Source organism: Paenibacillus phytohabitans, from assembly GCF_013141775.1.
Classification (GTDB): Bacteria; Bacillota; Bacilli; order Paenibacillales; family Paenibacillaceae; genus Paenibacillus_AQ; species Paenibacillus_AQ phytohabitans.
The window spans coordinates 257,582-275,932 of the sequence record NZ_WHOB01000089.1 but is presented as its reverse complement, the minus strand read 5'-3'; the positions used below and the strand labels follow the sequence as shown (position 1 = coordinate 275,932).

Below are 18,351 nucleotides of genomic sequence, written 5' to 3'. Positions count from 1 at the left end.
TACAACATTCCCCCCCCTAAAATCGGCCAAAATCCAAAATTGTTGCAGGAAATGCAGCATCTCCTTCGCTTCCAAGCAGATGATCAAGATAATTCTTGTATTTCATACAACAATCCTCCCGAACAGGCAGCTATCCATGAACCAAAGTTGCAAATAATGCAACAATAATACGCCTACAGTACTATGAGCTCTCCACTGCCGTAAGAGCACCCCGCAGTTCTTTTAACATTTATCGAATATATTCATACTTGACAGGTGGGTTTAAGGGGTATATGATTACAGCAATCCTTCACTACTAATTAAATGAACAGTGAAATAATAAATACGACCATCATATTTGAGCTGATTGGACCACCAAAGGCTCCCGCAAATATTCCCGTACAGGGGATTTTCCGGGGGCCTTTTTGGGTTCCTTTGGATGGACAGCAGAGGAGAGATAGCATGGAAGATAACCCGTGGGAGCGGCTGGAGGAGGCAGACCACCTGTTCCGCAAAATGGTGCGCAGATTCGTCAAGGAACGTGACCGCGTAAGCGTGGAGGGGATTTCCTTGCCCGGCATGCTGATTCTGCAAAAGATTATCCGCGATGGTGAGCAGCGGCTGGGTGATCTGGCAGAGCAGCTCGATTTCACTTCGGGCGCTATAACGGCGCTGAGTGACAAGCTGGAGGCAGGCGGATATACGGTGCGCAGACGCAAGGAAGATGACCGCAGAACCGTGCTGCTTGATATTACGGCCAAGGGCCGGGAGATGGTGGAGCGCAACGGCAACATCGGTGCCCGATGTATTACGCTTCTGTTCGAGGGCTTTACGGATGAGGAGCTTGAGCAGCAGAGCCGCTTCTATGAACGGATCATCGGCAATCTGGAAGGGTTCTCGGATACGCTGTTGAAGCTGGCACAGCAAAATGCTGAACTTCCCATACCTCAAGAGCCTGAACAGAAGCCGCGTGCAGAGGTGAAGAAGAACTATCTCAGCTATTGAAAATGAAGCTTCCGCTAACAAAACTTTAAGGAGAGATGATCATGGGACATTCAACAATTTATCCGACAGGGGCGACGGTATATAACCCGTCCAAGGCATGGAGCGGCTACACTGTATTTCAGGCTGGCGACGAGGGAGTCGTGCTGATCGATATGAGCGGCAAGGAAGTGCATCTGTGGCAAGGGCTGATCGGCTTTCCTGCCAAAATCCTCCCCGGCGGCTACGTCCTGGGCAGCACGGGCAGAAGAGATCCCAAATTCGGCATTCAGGATAATGTCGATCTGGTTCAGGTCGACTGGGACGGTAATGTGGTCTGGAGATACAACAGCTACGAGCATATCGAGGACCCGGGGTATGAGCCGCTGTGGTACGCCCGCCAGCATCACGACTATCAGCGGGAGGGCAATCCGGTCGGATACTATGCTCCCGGGCTTGAACCTTCAGCTAACAGCGGGACAACGCTGATCTTAGCGCATAAGAATCTGCACAATCCTGAGATTTCCGATAAGCAGCTGCTGGATGACACGATCATTGAAGTGGACTGGGAAGGCAATGTGACCTGGGAATGGGCGGCCAGCGATCATTTCGCGGAGCTCGGATTTGATCAGGCAGCGCGCAATGTTCTCTTTCGCGATCCCAACACCCGCTCCTTCGGAGATCTGGGCGGCGGTGTAGGCGACTGGCTGCATATCAACTCCGCTTCCTACGTAGGGCCGAACAAATTCTATGATAACGGGGACGAGCGTTTCCACCCGGACAATATTATCTGGGATGCGCGCGAGGCGAATATTATCGCCATCACCGACAAGCGCAGCGGGGCTATCGTCTGGCGGCTGGGACCGGACTACTCTCTGCCTGAAGTGAAGCATATCGACTGGATTATCGGCCAGCATCACGCCCACATCATTCCGAAGGGACTGCCGGGCGAAGGCAATCTGCTCGTATTCGATAACGGCGGCTGGGGCGGATACGGGCTGCCGAATCCCTCTTCACCTTTTGGACAGAAGAATGCGCTGCGTGACCATTCCCGTGTGCTGGAGATTAATCCGGTGACACTGGATATCGAGTGGCAGTATACCTCGGCGGAGGCCGGCTTCTCCGTTCCGACTGATTCCTATAAGTTCTACAGTCCGTATATCAGCTCGGCGCAGCGGCTCCCGAACGGCAACACGCTGATTACCGAGGGTTCGAACGGGCGCTTGTTCGAGGTGACGGCGGAGCATGAGCTGGTCTGGGAGTATATCTCCCCGTACACCGACCGCCGCAATACGAATATGGTCTACCGTTCCTACCGTGTACCCTATGCCTGGGTGCCGCAGCTGGCGAAGCCGCAGGAGATTGCCATCGAGCCCATCGATGTGACCAGCTTCAGAGTGCCGGGAGCTGCGCCGAAGGGATCGGCTTCGGTAGTGAGTGTAGCGACCACACTTCCGTTTACAGAGGGGGCCGCTTGCGTGGCTACTGCGGAAGAAGGCAGCGTCCGGAGAACCAGTTAGATAATAAGATAAGCTATAGAAATTTATAGACGAAGAGGTGCGTAGTTTTGAAAAAATCATGGTACGGCTCAGCCTTCCTGCTCTTATCCTTATCTCTGGTACTGGTTCTGTCCGGCTGCAGCTCCAAGGGAGACGCGGCGGCTTCCACAGGAACGGCCAGCGGCCAGCAGAAGACCCTGAAGATTAGAATTGCCGACATCAATACGAATCCTACCTTCCGGGTAGCAGTGGATAAAGGCATCTTCACCAACCACGGCATCGATGCAGAAATCATCAACTTTGGCACTCCGGCTGAGGGAGTAAATGCGCTCTTCATCAAGCAGGTAGACGTGGCCTTCGGTGCTGATTTCCCGGTGCTCAATGCCGTCTCCAAAGGCGAGTATTCGATCATTGCTTCCGCCGGCCAGGCTACGGATCAGGCAGCGGCGGTATGGAAGCTGTACGTAAGGGACGAGATCAAGTCTGCTGCGGATCTGAAAGGCAAGAACCTAAGCTTCATGCGCGGTACGTTTCTGCCGTATCTGTGGGATGAATACCTGAAGGAGCAGAGCATTGCGCTAAGCGACGTGAAGCTGACAGGACAGGGTGCGTTCGACGAAGCCTTCATTGCACTGAAGCAGGGCGATGTGGATGCTGCCTGGTTCAGCGGTTCAGCGCTGACGGATAAGCTGGCTGCGCTTGAGGGTGTACATGAGCTGACGGATATGTCTAAGACTCCGGTGCGCCTCGGAATGGGTATTGTCGCCGGGAATGCCTTTGTGCAAGCGAATCCTGAGGGAATTGGCGAATTCCTGGCGGCGGTGGACGAGGCTGCGGCTTATGCCCAGGAGCATCCGGAGGAAGTGGCCGAGCTGATGTTCAAGCAACTGAAGCAGCCGAAGGAAGCAACGCTGAAGGACTTGCCGACGAATCCGTGGAAGGTGGGCTTTACCCAGGCTGCCTATGACAGTCTTGCCGGACAGAAGAAGTATATGGTCGATACTGGCATCATTGAACAGGATTTTGATCTGGACAGCAAGCTCAGTCTGGACCCTCTGAAGCAGGCTTTGCCGGATAAAGTGACTTTTGCCAAGTAGCTTAGCTTACACGAAATAACTTAACTTTCTGGAGGTGCCTCATGTCTTTACCTGCCAAACAGCATGCCATCCATATCGAGCAGCTGCGCAAGAGCTACAGCGAGCCTGCGGCCGGGGACGTTCATTATATTATCAAAGATGTGAGCCTGGTGATCAAAGGCGGCGAATTCTTCGTCCTGCTAGGCCCGAGCGGCTGCGGCAAATCAACGCTGCTCAACATGATCGCAGGCTTTGTCTCCAAATCTGGCGGCAATCTGCGGGTGGACAACGTCGAGGTGGATAAGCCGGGCCGGGACCGGGCGGTTGTGTTCCAGCAGGCAGACTCTTCCCTGTTCCCCTGGCTCACGGTGCGGGAGAATGTAGAGTTCGGACTGCGGATGAAGAAGACGGCCAAGGCAGAGCGCCGGACGATATCAGACCGGTATATCACGCTAGTCGGGCTGAACGGGCATGAGGATAAATTCCCGAAGGAATTGTCGGGAGGGATGAAGCAGCGGGTACAGCTGGCCCGGGTACTGGCGAATGATCCGGCGATTCTGCTGATGGATGAGCCCTTTGGCGCGCTGGATGCCATGACCCGGCGGACAATGCAGAAGGAGCTGGTGCAAATATGGCGTGAGACGCATAAGACCGTTATTTTCGTAACGCACGATATTCAGGAAGCACTGCTGCTGGGTGAGCGCATCGGCATCATGTCCGTGGGGCCTTCCTCCAATATCACCAATATATACGACAATGCGCTGCCGTTTCCGCGGGATGTGGCCTCGCCGGAGTTCTACTCGCTGTATAACCAAATTCAGAGCCATTTTGAAGAATAGGATCGGAGGGCAGTACATGTTGAAATGGGTGGAGAAAAAATGGGTCTCGGTCTCCCTGCTATGGATTGCCGCACTCTGCATCTGGCAGCTGGGCGCATGGGTGTATGGTCCGGATGTCATCCCCGGGCCATGGGCCACGCTTAAGGGAGGGCGGGAACTGGTCCAAGACGGCACCTTGATGCAGTATATCGGTATCAGCTTTTACCGCGTGCTTGTCGGCTGGGTACTCGGCAGTCTGCTGGCTATTCCGGCAGGGCTGATCATCGGAAAAGTAAACGTCATCCGTATATTTGCCGAGCCTTTCTTGAATTTCATCCGCTTTATCCCGCCGATTGCCTTCATCACACTTTTTCTGGTCTGGTTCGGCATCGGGGAGCAGTCGAAGATTGCCCTGATTATGTACGCCACCTTCTTCATCGTTGTGCTGAACACCTTGACCGGTGTAATGTCGGTGGAGGAGGATAAGGTCCGCTCGGCCCGCAGCATGGGGGCAAATGAATGGCAGATTCTGCTGCACGTGATTGTGCCGGCTACGATTCCATATATCTTCACCGGTGTACGGCTGGCAATGGGAACTTCCTATATGGCTATTATCGGGGCAGAAATGATTGCTTCCAACGAAGGTATCGGTTATCTGATCTGGAATTCGCGGCTGTTCTTCCGTACGGACTGGATATTCGTCGGGCTGTTCTGCCTGGGCTTCATGGGCTTCTTCACCGACAGGCTGTTCGGCTGGTTCGGCAAGAAGGTGCTCTACCGCTATGGTGTGGTCAATGTGGCTGCGCGGAGAAGGTAGAGGCTGGACTTACCCGGCTTGGCAATAACACTAAGGCGACTTACAGTACACAAACCACTGCCCATCAATCATGGACAGTGGTTTCGTCTGGTTCTACTCAGTTATTCAGGGATAGGCTGGATGACCTCTCCATAGTTCCTGGTAAAATAAGGAAAGGACTGATAGGAGCCATCCGCTGCTGTCTGGTAGGAAGCCCGGTAGCCTCCGCCAAAATAGCGGAAATGATCATGAGACATCTCAGCCATATATCCGGGCTGCTGTCCTCCCATTGTAGTGTACAGATCATAGCCGGGGATTCCATTCGTGCCGTATTGCCAGACGGCATGGGCAGCTCCGTCCTTAATCTCAACGACGGTTGAGACAAGCGCGTTCTCATAGACATAGCGAGTAGCATCATTTGCGGCAAATCTGTACGTATAATTCCGTGATTGCCCGCTCTCCGCTGCGGAAACAGGCGTGAAGTTGTATTGAATGGGGAGGGAGATGGCTGCGAGGCGGGCTGCTGCCAAGTCACTGGAGAGCAGAGCAGCGGTATCCGGAACATAATCCTTGCTGGTAATGAAGAGGATGCTGCGCGTTCGCTCATAGTACACACTATATCCGAAGGCTTCACTGACGAAGCGGGCCGGAACCATCATCCGGCCGTTATAATTACCTGCCTCACTATCCAACTGGACAGGCTGGCCGTTTTTGTAGGCTGTCAGCTGTCCCTGGATCAAACGGAATGTATCCTTGGCCGGATTAGTGATTGTAGCGGTGCGGGTTGCTGTATCCCAGGAATAAGTCAGTCCGAGTGAGGCGAGCGTCCGGACCGATATTTTGATTCTGCCAGACTCAATAAAGGGGCTGCTGTCTGTGGTGATAAAGCTTCCGTTGATATTGGCGGTAATCGGACGGGCTGGCGCGGCTGCCGGGACAGGGGAAGCGGCTGAGGCGGCTGAGGTGAAGCTTTGCAGCAGGAGAAGGAGCAGCAGACAAGCCGGCCATATTCTTTTATACAGATTCATCATTAATCTCCTTTCTGTTTTGTTGGAATTAAATAGAATAAGTTTCCATATATAGACGCTGCTCTCTCTATTATGTTTCTAATAAACTCCGGATTGTTTCAGGAACTGATTCATTGGAAGCCGTTGTATTCATGCTATAATGGGGAAATCTACAAGCAGGATAAGCAGGAAGGAGCACTACCCCATGGAAGTAACCGCACAGGAAGTGGCGGAATGGATGGTCAAGGAAATCAAATTTATTGGAACCCTGCACCAGACCGCAGCGATTGAATATGTGAAGGCGAATTTCGGCGAACAATTTGTCTTTGTGAATGAGAATGGAAATGCATCGCTGTCCAAAGAAGTGAAGAAGGCGTTCCGCAAGCTGCACGGCGGCCGGATTGCCTGGGACCGCGACGGGTTCCTGTGGGCCTGGACCTGAGGACTGACTCAGCATAGGAGAACCATAAGAACACAAGCAGAAACGGCTATGCCGTCCTTGATAGGACGGCATTCGTTTCAGCGAGAAATAAAATTCTTATATTTTAACAAAGGGAGCATTGCTGTAATAGCAGTGCTCCCTTTGTTATTACATAATCGTCATAGCCTATACATATTCCAGCATGCCTTTCTCCTTGAGCAGATCGACAATGTCTTTGACTGACTGGGCTTTATCCTTGGGGCAGATCATGACCGCATCCCCGGTGTCAGCGATGATGAAGCCGTCTACGCCAATGGTGGTAATCAGCCGCCCGTTGCCATAGATAATGGAGTTGCGGGTATCGATGCCGACATGATTGGCCTTGATAATGTTGCCGTCATCATCAGGCGGGAAGATGGCACCAAGCGCATCCCAGCTGCCGATATCATTCCAGCCGAACTGGCCGGACAGTACCACTACCTCATCAGAACGTTCGAGGATGCCGTAGTCAATCGAGATATTCTGCAGCAGCGGATAGATCCGGTTAATCGTCTCCTGCTCCTGATCTGTACCGAGCGCTTCACTGATCGGCAGCATCGTATTATATAGCCGCGGCAGATACCGCTTGAAGTTATCGATAATGACCGAGGTCTTCCAGATGAAAATCCCGCTGTTCCAGAGATAATTGCCTGAGGCCAGATATCCCTGTGCCTTTTTGAAATCCGGCTTCTCCACGAATTCAGCTACATCGTATACGGCAACCGGATTGACTGCGATCGGCTCTTTGTCATAAGCGATGTAGCCGTAGCCGGTGGAAGGGAAGGTAGGTTTGATCCCGATCGTGACAATGGCGTCACTCTCCATCGCGACGGTGCAGGCTTCGTCCAGCGTAAGCCGGAACTGCGGCTCATCGGTAATGTAGTGATCGGAAGGCAGGACAACCATTAAGGAATCCCCTTCACTCATCTGCTGGATGGAGAAGGCGGCGAACAGGATGCTTGCTGAGGTATTCCGGGCCACAGGCTCGATCAGAATATTGCTCTTCTGCACACTGCTGTGCATAATACTCTCCAGCAGCACCGCCTGGGTACGGTTCGTTACAATGACGGTATTCTCCTGCGGGATGATGCCCTTGAAGCGTTCAATCGTATCGTTCAGCATAATATCGTTGCCGCTGATGTTCAGCAGCTGCTTAGGGATTTCCTGTCTGGACAGCGGCCAGAAGCGGGTGCCGCCTCCGCCTGCGAGTATAGTTGCGAATTTATCCATGATGAGTCACCAGATGGGCAATCGAGAAGGAGATGATGCTCTCCGATCCCTGATTGAGGTTCAGCCCCGAGCTGTGAATCCCGTCGTAGCAAGCCCCGGTCTGGGGATCGATCAGGGAGAGCTGCAGGGAGTTGTTCCCTGTATACCAGGCATAGCATAGTTCAGCCTGCTGCAGATAAGACGGGTCCTGCAGCACTACGGCAGCCTCCCGGCAGGCGAGCAGCATTTCACAGGCTTCAATCGGCTGTTCGTCATAGAGTGCAGGCGTACCGCCGCGCAGCAGCCAGCCGTGGCTGCCGATAGGTCTGTAATAGCCTTCCGGTGCGAAGGTCCGGGAGATCAGGAAATCGAGACTTTCTTTGGCTGTTACACGAAGCGCCGGATTGCCGGTAATCGTGAAAGCCTTAAGCAGTGCCCAAGGCAGCATGGAGTTCCCGTACGTCAGGCTGTCTTCATACCAGTTCCAGTCTTCCCCTTTGGTAAGGTTATACTGGTCATGCAGCCGGATAGTGACGGATTCGATAAGCTCTTTAATGAAGGCTTCCGGCAGGAAGGCCAGTTCCTCTTCTGTATTTGGTGTATGGGGATATGGGAAGGAATAGGTGAGTGCTCCGGGAGTCTCAAGTAAATAGCTCAGGCCGATAACGGCGTAGCCTAAGGCCCGTGGAGAGCGAAGGCCTCTGATATGCGGCAGCGCCTGGTTGATCAGATACCGGCAGGTATTCAGCAGATTATCCGGCAGAATGGAAGAGTAGGAGAGCATGAAGCCCAGCGCCCAGAGTGTGCGTCCCTGGCAATCCTCGGAGCCGCGCTCCTCCAGGAAGGAACGGTTGTAATCCATGAAATTCCGGAAGTTCCCTTCTTCATTCTGTGCATGATGGATGAACGAGAGGTACGTATGGATCAGATCGAGTGCAGTTGTATCCCTGCTGTTGTTATACATTAACACGGCTGCGATCAAAGCCCGCGCATTGTCATCAGTGGTGTAGCCTTTGGCACGATCGGGCACGCCGAACTTCGTATGCTGGAAAATCCCCGTATCATCAGTGATCTGGCGCATATAACCGGTTTTGAACTGCAATACCGCAGATGTCTGCATCAAATCACACTCCGGCCAGCCGGTTTGGAGAGGGCTATTTTGTCCTGAAAGATGGCGGCATAGGTTTTCGCAACCTCACTCCACATCATCGTACTGCCAAGCGCCTGTGTCCGCTGCTCCATGTCCTCAACTTTGGCCGGATCATCCAGCAGCTCCAGGATACAGGCTTCCAGCGAAGCCGAGTCACGGAATTCCGCCAGCAGGCCACGGCCATCGGCCAGCATCTCTTGAGCGTAGCGGTAAGGCGTAGAGATAATTACTCTGCCATAGCCTACTCCATAAGCGAGTGTGCCGCTGACTGCCTGATCCTTGCCCAGATAAGGGGTCATATAAATATCCGACATCACCAGGGACTCAATGACCTCTTCCTGGGTCAGCAGCTTGTCGACGAACAGCACATTATTGACCAGGCCTAATTCATGCACAAGACTGGTCAGCTTTTCACGGTATACTTCACCTGTCTCCTGTTTGACGACCGGATGGGTCTTACCCCAGATGATGTAGAGCGCATCCGGATGCTGCTTCACTACTCCGCTCATAGCTTCAATAGCATATTCAATACCTTTGCCGGGACTCAGGAAACCGAAGGTAGAGAGGATTTTGCGTTCCCCGAACTTATACTGGGCCTTTAGCTCCGCGCGGGTAGAAGTTTTGACAAAAGGCACACCGTGGTGAATAAAAGCAATTTTGGCGGCGTTAATATGATAGACAGAGATGAGATCATCTACTGTGGATTGGGCCATTGTGACAACCTTTACGCTTCCTGCAGCTATGCGGGTGATAATCTCATGCTGTTTCGGCGAAGGGTTGGTTAATACAGTATGGAAAATCGCCACATAAGGCACATGAAGCCGCTCAGTGAACTGCAGCAGATATTCGCCGCTTTCTCCGCCGTAGATGCCGAATTCATGCTGAATGACAAGCAGATCGGTATCTGACTGGTTGATTTCTTCTGCGGCATCTATATAATCAGATAGCTGATGCTGGTTAATTTCCCGTATGACCTGGTCTGTGTACCGGTAATTTCCGTTGTTGTTCATGGCGATGACACGCGGCTTGTTGAAGCCCTGGAGCTTCGTGAACTCATCAAGCAGATCCTGGGTGAAGGTGGCAATTCCGCATTCTCTCGGCAGGCTGGTGGACAGGAAAACGATATTCTTATTACGGTTGCTATGGGTCATACGTAAAGCCTCCCTATTGATTGCCGTGATTTTTGGGTATAAAAAAAGAAAATAAAGAGGACTTTATTTTCCGGGGATAAGTGGTATAAAATTTGTGATCTGCAAATTATTTCCTGTTCCAACTATAACATGACCATTTAATCTTGTCAATTTATTGACTCCCCTGAAATCTCCAGATATAGTGATGTAGGAGGTGTATGGATGCCAGTCATACGCAGCAAATTGAGTGAGGTTATGGAGAAGCATGACCCGAAATTATCGATCCGCAAGCTAGCGAAAGACATTAATTACCATTTCGATTCCGTCCGGCGGATGTACAAAGACGAGATGGTGCAGTACCCCCGGGATCTGCTGCTGAAGCTGTGTACTTACTTCAATATTCAGCCCGGAGAATTGATCCGGATGGAATCAGATGAGAACGATTGGGCAATAGATAAGGCACATGAATATGAGGAGGAAGGCAATGACAAGGAGCCCGGCCAAGACAGCAACCTGTAACGAACTGCTGGATACCTTTTATGCCAATCTCCGTACCGTACACGTGGAGAAGCTGGTCTTCTCCGGTGTGGGCGGACGTGATGTATACAATATAACGGCTCCGTTTCAGCATGACGGGGAGGAAGTCATCTTAGGAAGAGTTGAGGAACGGGATAGTGAGTTCTCTCAAGTCTTCTTTTTTACATCCGGAGAAGATGGCGTCTGGATTCCCCGGGCGCATACCCATACCTATAATCTGCAGGACCCTTGCGTCACCCGGATTAAGGGTGAGCTGATTGTCGGCGGCGTTGAAGTAATTACAGCCGGAGATGATCCATCCAGAATCATCTCGTGGATTACGCAGTTCTACCGGGGGTACCGGATTGATTCCATGCGCCATTTCTCCTCGGGGCCGGGCACGATGAAGGATATCCGGCTGATCGAGCTTCAGGATGGAAGAATCGGCGTATTGACCAGACCGCAGGGAGACCGGGGCGGCAGAGGACAGATTGGCTTCACCATTATTGATTCACTGGATGAGCTGAATGAACAGACCTTCCTGGAAGCGGAGATTCTGCATAACCAGTTCGTGCAGGAGGAGTGGGGTGGAGCCAATGAGGCCACTCTGCTGAGCAACGGCCATATTGGTGTGCTCGGGCATATCGCCTGCTTCGACCGTATGGGGAAGAAACATTATTACGCCATGGTCTTCTCGCTTAATCCCGGCACCTTCGAAACTACCCCGATCAAGATCATCGCTGCCAGAAGCGATTTCCCCATCGGCCCGGGCAAACGCCCCGAGCTGCAGGATGTCATCTTCAGCGGCGGGCTGGTGCGCGGTAAGGACGGCCGGGCGGTACTGTCTGTAGGCGTCAGCGATGCGGAAGCCTACAGAATTGAGATCCCCGACCCTTTTATTGAATATGAAGTCTGATATCTGCAGGTTTGACTAGATTCTATGGTCATGTTAAACTTAAGATGACAAGAATTTATGGTCGAAGAGAGCGGGAATTAAGCAATGAGTAAATTTATTCAACTAAGCAATCGTACGTCTGACACAAAGTCCAACCTGAATGTGGCAAGAAAGCAAGGCCGCATCCCGGCAGTACTGTACGGAATTGGTAAAGATACTCTTAGTCTTGAAGTGAGTGAGAAGGAACTGCTGGAAATGCTGAGAACCAATCCGCGTGCAATCCTGCAAGCGAAATTGTCTGATGGTACAACCGTTCCGGTGGTAGTTCAGAGCATTCAGAAGCAGTCTATGTCCGGTAAAGTGCTGCATATTGATTTTCAGCATGTGAACATGAGCATCAGCATGGACAGTAAAGTTACGATTCATTTTGCAGGCGAAGCTGCAGGGGTCAAAGAAGGCGGCGTTCTGCAGGTAGAAATCTATGAAGTAGAAGTCCGCTGTATGCCGGGCGATCTGCCGACTTCCATGGAAGTGGATATCAGCGGCCTTGCTATCGGTGACCAATTACTTGTATCTGATCTGATTTTCCAGGATGGTATTGAAGTGCTGACTGATCCAAGTACAGTAATGATTCAGATCAAGACTGTGCATGAAGAAGCTGAAGAACCGGCAGTAGCAGCTACTCCGGCTTAAATAGAGGATTGACGAATATAGCCCCTTCGGGCAGAGCGTACTTGGAAACTCATGATAATGTCATGATTCCGGCTACGTCTGCTGGAAGGGGCTATTTGTTGTTCTAACAGGCATATTGCCGGGAAGCAGCTACTTCAGTGCTCCCTCTGTCAGGCCGGCAACGATATAGCGGTGGAAGAAGAGGTATACGACAATCATCGGGAGCGTAATAATCGCCAGTGCGGAGAAAAGCAGCTTATAGTCGGTCATATATCGGCTGGAGAAGGCCAGCAGGCCGACCGGGATGGTCTTCAGTGCATCATTCTGGATGTACAGCATGGCCAGCAGCAGCTCATTCCATGCATTCAGCGCCGAGAAGATCCCCACGGTAGCCATGTTTGGAACAAGCAGCGGAAGGATAATTCTGCTGTACATCACCCAGTCATTACAGCCGTCCATGCGGGCAGCTTCCAGCAGTTCTTTTGGTACGGAGTCCAAGTACGCCTTGAGCAGAAAGATAGCCAGCGGAAGTCCTGTACCTATATAAGGAAGAATTAACCCCATATAGGAATCCTTCAAATTCAGCTGCTCAAAAATATAGCTCTGGGCAATGAAAAAGGATTGCAGCGGCATGAACAGTCCGAATACGAACATCAGCATCAGGAAGCCGCTGCCGCGGAAGCGCAGCTTACTGAAGGCAAAGGCTGCGAGGCTGGAAAATAGCAGAATGCCTGCAACGGTAGCTGAGGTGACGATTACGCTGTTGCTGGCATAAGTACTCATATTGCCGACAGTCCACGCCTTGGACCAGTTCTGCAGATTAACCTGTTCCGGCAGCGCGAACGGGGCGGAGAAGATCTCACGGTTCTCACGGAAAGAGGAGAGAATAAGCCAGAGGATCGGATAGAAATAGAAGCAGGAAATGAAGATCATGAACAGATAATACAGAATATGTGAGAACGGTCTGCGGTTTGCCGCCTCCCCTCCGCTGTAAGCGTCTTTCTTGATATCTAGGACTGTGGTCGTCAAGGAGAACACCTCGCTTTCTCATACTATCAGAGTTTACATGTTTCGGGGTCCCCGCAAAGTACCTGAGTCATCTATCTACGCCAAAGCCCCGCTTTGTGGGGGTATTCTAATACTCCAGCACACCGGAGTCTTTCTTATTCAGTCTGCCGGCAATAAGCCCGATGACGGCGATTACGATTGTCATTATGACGGCAAGCGCAGACCCGTAGCCGATGCTCATGTGGGTAAAGACTACTTTTACAAGATAGGTCGTAACGATTTCGGTCGAATTATACGGCCCGCCGTTGGTCATTACATAGAACAGATCGAAGGACTGGAAGCCGGTAAGCACACACAGCATGACACCGGTCTCTACCAGATTGCGGATCATCGGCACTTTGATCTTGAAGAATATCTGTCCTTCCCCGGCGCCATCCAGATAGGCGGATTCATAGACTTCTTTGGAAATGCGCTGGATTCCGGAATAAAAGATGGTCATATAGAACCCTGCGTAGACCCAGCCGGATACGATACAGATGGCGTAAAGTGCGGTATCAGGGTTGCCTAGCCAGACGCGGGTCCAGCTCTCCAGGCCGATCTTCTCCAGCAGGATATTGATGAGACCGAAATCAGAATTGTAGACAAATTTCCATAAGTAGGAGACGACAATCATCGGCAGCATGACGGGCACGAAGAATGCCAGCCGGAATATTCCGCTGCCCTTGCGGCCCATCGTGATTAAGCCTGCGAGTCCCAGTCCGACAAGGACTTCAACAACGACCGTAGCTACAATATAAATCAGTGTGTGTCCATAGGAATTAATGTAGATGCGGTCTTGAAAAGCCCGGATGTAATTGTCAAAGCCGGTGAATTTCATCTGGCCGATCCCGTTCCAGTCGTAGAAGCTGAATACGAATGTCATGAGGACCGGAATAAGCACAACAAAGGCAAACAGCAGAAGGGCTGGCGAGATGAACAGGTAGGGAGAGAGTTTATTGCTTTTGCCGGACAATGGGTCCACCTCCACTTCAGAATTTGAATATTAGCACAGGGTGCACATTAGAGCTTCTATTTCTGGAGGAAGCCGTCTTGCGGATGTGCTCATCGTTACTTCAGAGGGGCGATGGTTGTCTCCAGTTCGGCGAGGGCGTCTTCAGGTGATTTGGCGCCTCCAATGACCTCGGAGGTGGCCATGTTAAGCGCATTGGCTACCTCGATGGAATAGCCGGTATCAGGCGGGGACACCAGCACTGGCGCATTCTCCATCAGATCATTCAAATCAAGTGAGAGCGGAAGCATGGTCTCCTTGTCAATTCCGTCCTTGGTAATCGGCACGGCGCCGGCGTCAGTGAGCTTCTTGGAGGATTCGGCAGAGCTGTAGAGCTTCATGAATTCAATGGCCTCATCGATCAGCCTGGAATTTTTATTGACGACCATTCCATTCAGCACGCCGATCACACTGTCCTGATTGCCCTTCCCGTCCGGTATGGCAGGAGTATTGAAGTAGCCAAGCTCAAGATCCGGTGTTTCTTCCACTGCGGTCGGGGCCAGCCAGCTGCCGATCGGATGCATGGCACCGCTGCCGTTCAGGAACAGCATATCCGCTTCACTGTCACTGGAGGCAGTTACATTCTCGTTAATATATCCTTTGTCCCATAGCTCCTGTACATAACCGTAGGCTTTGACAAAATCCGGGGTATTGAACGGCTGCTTCAGCTGCATAGCCTCGCTGTAGGCGTCCTCCCCCACGACACGGGAAATGATATGGGCCACCCAGTTGCCTGCCGTCCACAGATCGGAGTTGCCGATCACGAGTGGAGTGATGCCCGCCTGCTTGATCGTATCGCATACCTGAAGGAACTCCTCCCAGGTGGTTGGAGGCTGCAGCCCCAGATCATTGAACACCGCTTTATTGTAAAAGATAACGTTCGTCACATCGCCCGCAGTGGGAATCATATAGGTCTTGCCGTCAATTACCATGCCATTGAAGGTGCCTTCGGCGAACATATCCTTCAGCCCCGAGCTTTGAAGCTGCTCTGTAATATCCGCGGCATAACCGTCTGTTACTCTGGTCTGCAGGCGCTGCCCGGCCCATTCGAAGTAAAGATCGGGAGCGTTTTTACCGTTAAGCAGATTCGGCAGTCCGATCGTTTGATAGGTGTCATCGTCCTGATAGCTGAATTCAACTTTGATGCCCTGATGCTGTTCCTCGAACTCTTTGCCGATGGTTTCCCAGACCTTAATCAGCCCTTCTCCCGGTGAACCCATGGCAATTCGGAGTGTTTCCGGTTTGGCATCAGAGCTGCCGTTATTTGCTGAGCTGTTATTTGGATCTGCAGAAGAGCAGCCCGTTATGGCGGTAACCAGCATCGTTGAGATCAATGCAATCATCCACTTTTTCATTAGTTAATCGCTCCCTTAATATGGAATGGGGTTATATTGGTTGACCGTAGGGATTGCCCGCAGGCAGAGTGGTTAGCGGCAGTTCCTCCCTTTCAAGTTGGGGTGGTAAATAATGTGACGTTAAAAGAAGCTGTTTAACCTTGGTTTCTGCCTTTTCCTCGAACTTTCGTCTCGATATGTAACTTTACATGACGTGGTTGAGTGAGGTGATGCTGGGCGGCAAGTGAAATTGAGACGTTAAAGGGAATTTGTAGTAACAATATAGTTTTCATTATTAATTATACCAAGGCCCCTGTCAATTGTTTTTCATGCAAAAAAACTTATAAAATTCATTTTGTTCCGGAAAGGACGAATAAATATTTTCAGTCACCGATTTTATGTAAGCGCAAACAACGTTGAATTTATATGGAATTTTACGATGTTATGGGAGTATGTGGAAAAGGAAGGAGAAATATATGCCTGTTAAAGAAATGTGTTGACAATTTGTTATGATTAAAAATAGAATGTGGGTAAATGTTACTACAATAACATTAATGATATGACATGGAGGTGACATAATAGGAACGGATTAATCAATAAGATAACCTGAAAAGGATGTAACCCCTGAAGATTTGTTTCGGGTAAGAAGGTTCGAAAGTCAGGAGCGCCATTAGAAGTAAGATCCAAACCGGGGTGTGTAAGAGGGTTTTCGGGTGAAGCAGACGCAATCTAAACTTTAGGAGGAACGCATATGAAGTTCAAATGGAAGCAGACGCTTGGAGTATTCGCCGTGGTGTCATCCGTGGCGTTTACCGGCGTGTCCGCAGCATCTGCAGAAACAACAGAGAAGATTCCTGTATGGGCCGCAGAGGAAATTGCCTCGTGGAAGGAAATGGGGTTGCTCAAAGGCAACGAGGATGGTCTTGTTCTGCCGAATGACGGAATCAGAAAAACAGAATTCGCAGCCCTGATTAACCGGATCTTTAATTTCAGTGAAGAAAGTGCCCAGAGCTTTACCGATGTCCCCCGGACGGCATGGTATGCCACTGAAATCAGCAAAGCAGTTGCAGCTGGTGCCCTTATTGGTAGCGGAGAAGGCAAGATCGGCCCGCTTGAGGTTCTGACCCGTGAGCAGGCGGCCCTTATTCTCAGCAGAGTATTCAATGTTGCAGCTTCCGGGAATGCCATCTCCCCATTTACAGATGATGCTGTGATTGCCGGCTGGTCCAAGGAAGCCGTATATGCTATGAAGGAAGCCGGTTATGTGGAGGGCACACCGCAAGGCTTGTTCCAGCCCAAAAAAGCACTGACGCGGGCCGAGGCTGTGAAGATGATTAATAACGCCATGGGCCTCCTGATTGCCGACGGCGGGGATCATTCAGGAATATCCGGCAGAAATCTGATTGTTAATACGGCTGGAGGCACCCTGTCCGATCTGAACTTCTCGGGGAATTTATATATCACGCCTGGTGTTGGCGAAGGTAATCTGAGTCTGGTCAACACGACTTTTGGAGGCGTCGTTTACATAAACGGCGGCGGTATACACAGCATCACCCTAACGGACAGTAAAGTGAACCGGATTGTAGTCAGCAAGCCCGCCGCTCCTGTAAGGGTTCTGCTGAAGGGAAAGACAACAGCTACGGAGATTGATGTGACCTCCGGTGCCCAGATTGTTAATGAATCCGGGCAGGCAGTAAATATCGTTAATGTGTTTACGGGAGCTTCAGATGCTGTTTCCCTGTCAGGGGATGTAAATGAGCTGAATGTGGTTGCAAAGACAGGGTTCACGCTGGAAAGCGGCCAGGTTGGCAGCTTTAATGTCTCATCCAAAGCAGGCGGCTCAGCTATTAAATTGAACAAGGGCGCAACCGTCAGGAAAATGACTTTAGGCAGTGCAGCTGCCGTAACTGGCGAAGGGGCAATCATAGAAGCGGTAGTCAATGTAGAAGGCGTGTCGTTCTCTGTCAAGCCGGACAAGCTGACGGTTAATGCTTCAAAGGTAAGCATAGGCGGACAAGATTATGATGCTTCAGGCAATCTGATCGCTTCGACAGCCGGCAACTTGGGAGGAACGGGTTCAAGCGGCGGCACGGGAAGCTCAACATCCACTCCTGCTCCAAGCCCTAGCCCGGATACGGGAAGTCCGACACCAACACCGACTTCAACACCGACACCGACACCGACACCAACACCGACACCAACACCAACACCGACACCAACACCGACACCAACACCGACACCAACACCAACACCGAAGCCGACACCGACACCGACGCCAACGCCGACACCAACACCAACGCCAACAGCAACACCAACACCCAAAACTCCCGAGCGGTATTCCTATGCCGAAGCCTTAAGCTCGTTCAGCTCGACGGGAGCAGAAGGCTTGGCCAAGCAATACCTGACCTTCCTCCAGGACCCTTCATACACTCCTTCGATAGCCAATCCGGATGTGACCATGCCGAACCTTGTGAATGCAATAACCTTTGTTAACTATGAATTTAATGTCAAACCATCTCTATTCGCTTCCCTGCGGGGGGTTAACACATCCATTCTGGACAAAACCCGTACTTATTTGTGGATCGGAACAAACAGCGGAGTAACAAAAATCAATCTCAAAACGAATGAAATGACCAGTTATTCTGCACAAGGCAAGGAATTGTACGATGATAAAGTACTTCTGCTGCTATCGGATGGAAGTACGGGCGTACTGGTTATAACACAAACCGGCGTATCGCATATCTACCAATAAGGAAAGGGGAGTTTACCATGT

Annotated in this window: 17 protein-coding genes; 10 read left to right on the top strand and 7 right to left on the bottom strand. The window is 51.3% G+C overall.

All coding sequences use genetic code 11. The annotated features are described in order from the left end of the window. Positions 1–441: 441 nt before the first annotated feature. The 5 genes from GC101_RS30365 to GC101_RS30345 are packed head-to-tail and all read left to right on the top strand — an operon-like array spanning position 442 to position 5,170. Entirely contained in the window at positions 442–984 is a 543-nt protein-coding gene (locus GC101_RS30365) for a MarR family winged helix-turn-helix transcriptional regulator (protein ID WP_171720370.1), read from the top strand. A 41-nt stretch (positions 985–1,025) separates the two neighbouring features. Beyond that, on the top strand, positions 1,026–2,480 hold the full coding sequence (locus tag GC101_RS30360) for an aryl-sulfate sulfotransferase (RefSeq protein WP_171720369.1): 1,455 nt from the start codon (positions 1,026–1,028) through the stop codon (positions 2,478–2,480). 47 nt (positions 2,481–2,527) lie between these two features. Then, positions 2,528–3,556: an ABC transporter substrate-binding protein gene (locus GC101_RS30355; RefSeq protein WP_171720368.1), complete on the top strand. Its 1,029-nt coding sequence runs from the start codon at positions 2,528–2,530 to the stop codon at positions 3,554–3,556. A gap of 41 nt (positions 3,557–3,597) precedes the next feature. Beyond that, positions 3,598–4,374: an ABC transporter ATP-binding protein gene (locus GC101_RS30350; RefSeq protein WP_171720367.1), complete on the top strand. Its 777-nt coding sequence runs from the start codon at positions 3,598–3,600 to the stop codon at positions 4,372–4,374. Positions 4,375–4,390: 16 nt separating this feature from the next. Continuing rightward, positions 4,391–5,170, top strand: coding sequence for an ABC transporter permease (locus tag GC101_RS30345; RefSeq protein WP_171720366.1), 780 nt, complete (start codon positions 4,391–4,393; stop codon positions 5,168–5,170). 101 nt (positions 5,171–5,271) lie between these two features. Here GC101_RS30345 and GC101_RS30340 read toward each other — a convergent pair whose 3' ends face one another. Further along, complete coding sequence (locus tag GC101_RS30340) at positions 5,272–6,180, bottom strand: copper amine oxidase N-terminal domain-containing protein (RefSeq protein WP_171720365.1); 909 nt, start codon at positions 6,178–6,180, stop codon at positions 5,272–5,274. A gap of 181 nt (positions 6,181–6,361) precedes the next feature. Here GC101_RS30340 and GC101_RS30335 point away from each other — a divergent pair, with 181 nt between their 5' ends. Beyond that, entirely contained in the window at positions 6,362–6,598 is a 237-nt protein-coding gene (locus GC101_RS30335; RefSeq protein ID WP_171720364.1) for a DUF6953 family protein, read from the top strand. A 165-nt stretch (positions 6,599–6,763) separates the two neighbouring features. Here the strand turns inward: GC101_RS30335 and GC101_RS30330 are convergent, their stop codons facing one another. Genes GC101_RS30330 through GC101_RS30320 form a run of 3 tightly spaced genes read right to left on the bottom strand, consistent with a single transcriptional unit; the run spans position 6,764 to position 10,126 of the window. Beyond that, positions 6,764–7,846: a mannose-1-phosphate guanylyltransferase gene (locus GC101_RS30330; RefSeq protein ID WP_171720363.1), complete on the bottom strand. Its 1,083-nt coding sequence runs from the start codon at positions 7,844–7,846 to the stop codon at positions 6,764–6,766. Next, the gene (locus GC101_RS30325; protein WP_171720362.1) at positions 7,839–8,945 is read right to left on the bottom strand and encodes a glycosyltransferase; all 1,107 of its coding nucleotides are present in this window, start codon (positions 8,943–8,945) and stop codon (positions 7,839–7,841) included. Before GC101_RS30325 ends, GC101_RS30330 begins: the two co-directional genes overlap by 8 nt. After that, positions 8,945–10,126 (bottom strand): glycosyltransferase family 4 protein, encoded by a 1,182-nt coding sequence (locus tag GC101_RS30320; protein ID WP_171720361.1) that lies wholly within the window; start codon positions 10,124–10,126, stop codon positions 8,945–8,947. Before GC101_RS30320 ends, GC101_RS30325 begins: the two co-directional genes overlap by 1 nt. Before the next feature lie 201 nt (positions 10,127–10,327). On the opposite strand from GC101_RS30320, the gene GC101_RS30315 reads away from it, so the two are divergent. The 3 genes from GC101_RS30315 (at position 10,328) to GC101_RS30305 (ending at position 12,209) form a co-directional block, all read left to right on the top strand. Beyond that, entirely contained in the window at positions 10,328–10,624 is a 297-nt protein-coding gene (locus GC101_RS30315; protein ID WP_171720360.1) for a helix-turn-helix domain-containing protein, read from the top strand. Next, positions 10,590–11,537 carry a DUF1861 family protein gene (locus GC101_RS30310; protein ID WP_171720359.1) on the top strand — a complete coding sequence of 316 codons (948 nt, stop codon included), beginning with the start codon at positions 10,590–10,592 and terminating at the stop codon, positions 11,535–11,537. Before GC101_RS30315 ends, GC101_RS30310 begins: the two co-directional genes overlap by 35 nt. An 84-nt stretch (positions 11,538–11,621) precedes the next feature. Further along, on the top strand, positions 11,622–12,209 hold the full coding sequence (locus tag GC101_RS30305) for a 50S ribosomal protein L25 (protein WP_042132942.1): 588 nt from the start codon (positions 11,622–11,624) through the stop codon (positions 12,207–12,209). Between the two features lie 129 nt (positions 12,210–12,338). On the opposite strand, the gene GC101_RS30300 is transcribed toward GC101_RS30305, so the two are convergent. The 3 genes from GC101_RS30300 to GC101_RS30290 form a co-directional block, all read right to left on the bottom strand. Continuing rightward, on the bottom strand, positions 12,339–13,217 hold the full coding sequence (locus GC101_RS30300; protein ID WP_216626810.1) for a carbohydrate ABC transporter permease: 879 nt from the start codon (positions 13,215–13,217) through the stop codon (positions 12,339–12,341). Between the two features lie 106 nt (positions 13,218–13,323). After that, entirely contained in the window at positions 13,324–14,208 is an 885-nt protein-coding gene (locus GC101_RS30295; RefSeq protein ID WP_216626809.1) for a carbohydrate ABC transporter permease, read from the bottom strand. A gap of 95 nt (positions 14,209–14,303) precedes the next feature. After that, complete coding sequence (locus tag GC101_RS30290; protein ID WP_171720358.1) at positions 14,304–15,599, bottom strand: ABC transporter substrate-binding protein; 1,296 nt, start codon at positions 15,597–15,599, stop codon at positions 14,304–14,306. A gap of 730 nt (positions 15,600–16,329) precedes the next feature. On the opposite strand from GC101_RS30290, the gene GC101_RS30285 reads away from it, so the two are divergent. Next, positions 16,330–18,330: an S-layer homology domain-containing protein gene (locus GC101_RS30285; protein WP_171720357.1), complete on the top strand. Its 2,001-nt coding sequence runs from the start codon at positions 16,330–16,332 to the stop codon at positions 18,328–18,330. The last annotated feature ends 21 nt before the right edge of the window (positions 18,331–18,351 follow it).

Excerpts from the sequence above, each read along its gene's own strand:
- GC101_RS30320 (WP_171720361.1), bottom strand. The coding sequence starts at position 10,126 with ATGACCCATAGCAACCGTAATAAGAATATCGTTTTCCTGTCCACCAGC.
- GC101_RS30350 (WP_171720367.1), top strand. The coding sequence starts at position 3,598 with ATGTCTTTACCTGCCAAACAGCATGCCATCCATATCGAGCAGCTGCGC.
- GC101_RS30310 (WP_171720359.1), top strand. The coding sequence starts at position 10,590 with ATGACAAGGAGCCCGGCCAAGACAGCAACCTGTAACGAACTGCTGGAT.
- GC101_RS30335 (WP_171720364.1), top strand. The coding sequence starts at position 6,362 with ATGGAAGTAACCGCACAGGAAGTGGCGGAATGGATGGTCAAGGAAATC.
- GC101_RS30315 (WP_171720360.1), top strand. The coding sequence starts at position 10,328 with ATGCCAGTCATACGCAGCAAATTGAGTGAGGTTATGGAGAAGCATGAC.
- GC101_RS30360 (WP_171720369.1), top strand. The coding sequence starts at position 1,026 with ATGGGACATTCAACAATTTATCCGACAGGGGCGACGGTATATAACCCG.
- GC101_RS30285 (WP_171720357.1), top strand. The coding sequence starts at position 16,330 with ATGAAGTTCAAATGGAAGCAGACGCTTGGAGTATTCGCCGTGGTGTCA.
- GC101_RS30325 (WP_171720362.1), bottom strand. The coding sequence starts at position 8,945 with ATGCAGACATCTGCGGTATTGCAGTTCAAAACCGGTTATATGCGCCAG.
- GC101_RS30340 (WP_171720365.1), bottom strand. The coding sequence starts at position 6,180 with ATGATGAATCTGTATAAAAGAATATGGCCGGCTTGTCTGCTGCTCCTT.
- GC101_RS30290 (WP_171720358.1), bottom strand. The coding sequence starts at position 15,599 with ATGAAAAAGTGGATGATTGCATTGATCTCAACGATGCTGGTTACCGCC.
- GC101_RS30330 (WP_171720363.1), bottom strand. The coding sequence starts at position 7,846 with ATGGATAAATTCGCAACTATACTCGCAGGCGGAGGCGGCACCCGCTTC.
- GC101_RS30345 (WP_171720366.1), top strand. The coding sequence starts at position 4,391 with ATGTTGAAATGGGTGGAGAAAAAATGGGTCTCGGTCTCCCTGCTATGG.
- GC101_RS30365 (WP_171720370.1), top strand. The coding sequence starts at position 442 with ATGGAAGATAACCCGTGGGAGCGGCTGGAGGAGGCAGACCACCTGTTC.
- GC101_RS30305 (WP_042132942.1), top strand. The coding sequence starts at position 11,622 with ATGAGTAAATTTATTCAACTAAGCAATCGTACGTCTGACACAAAGTCC.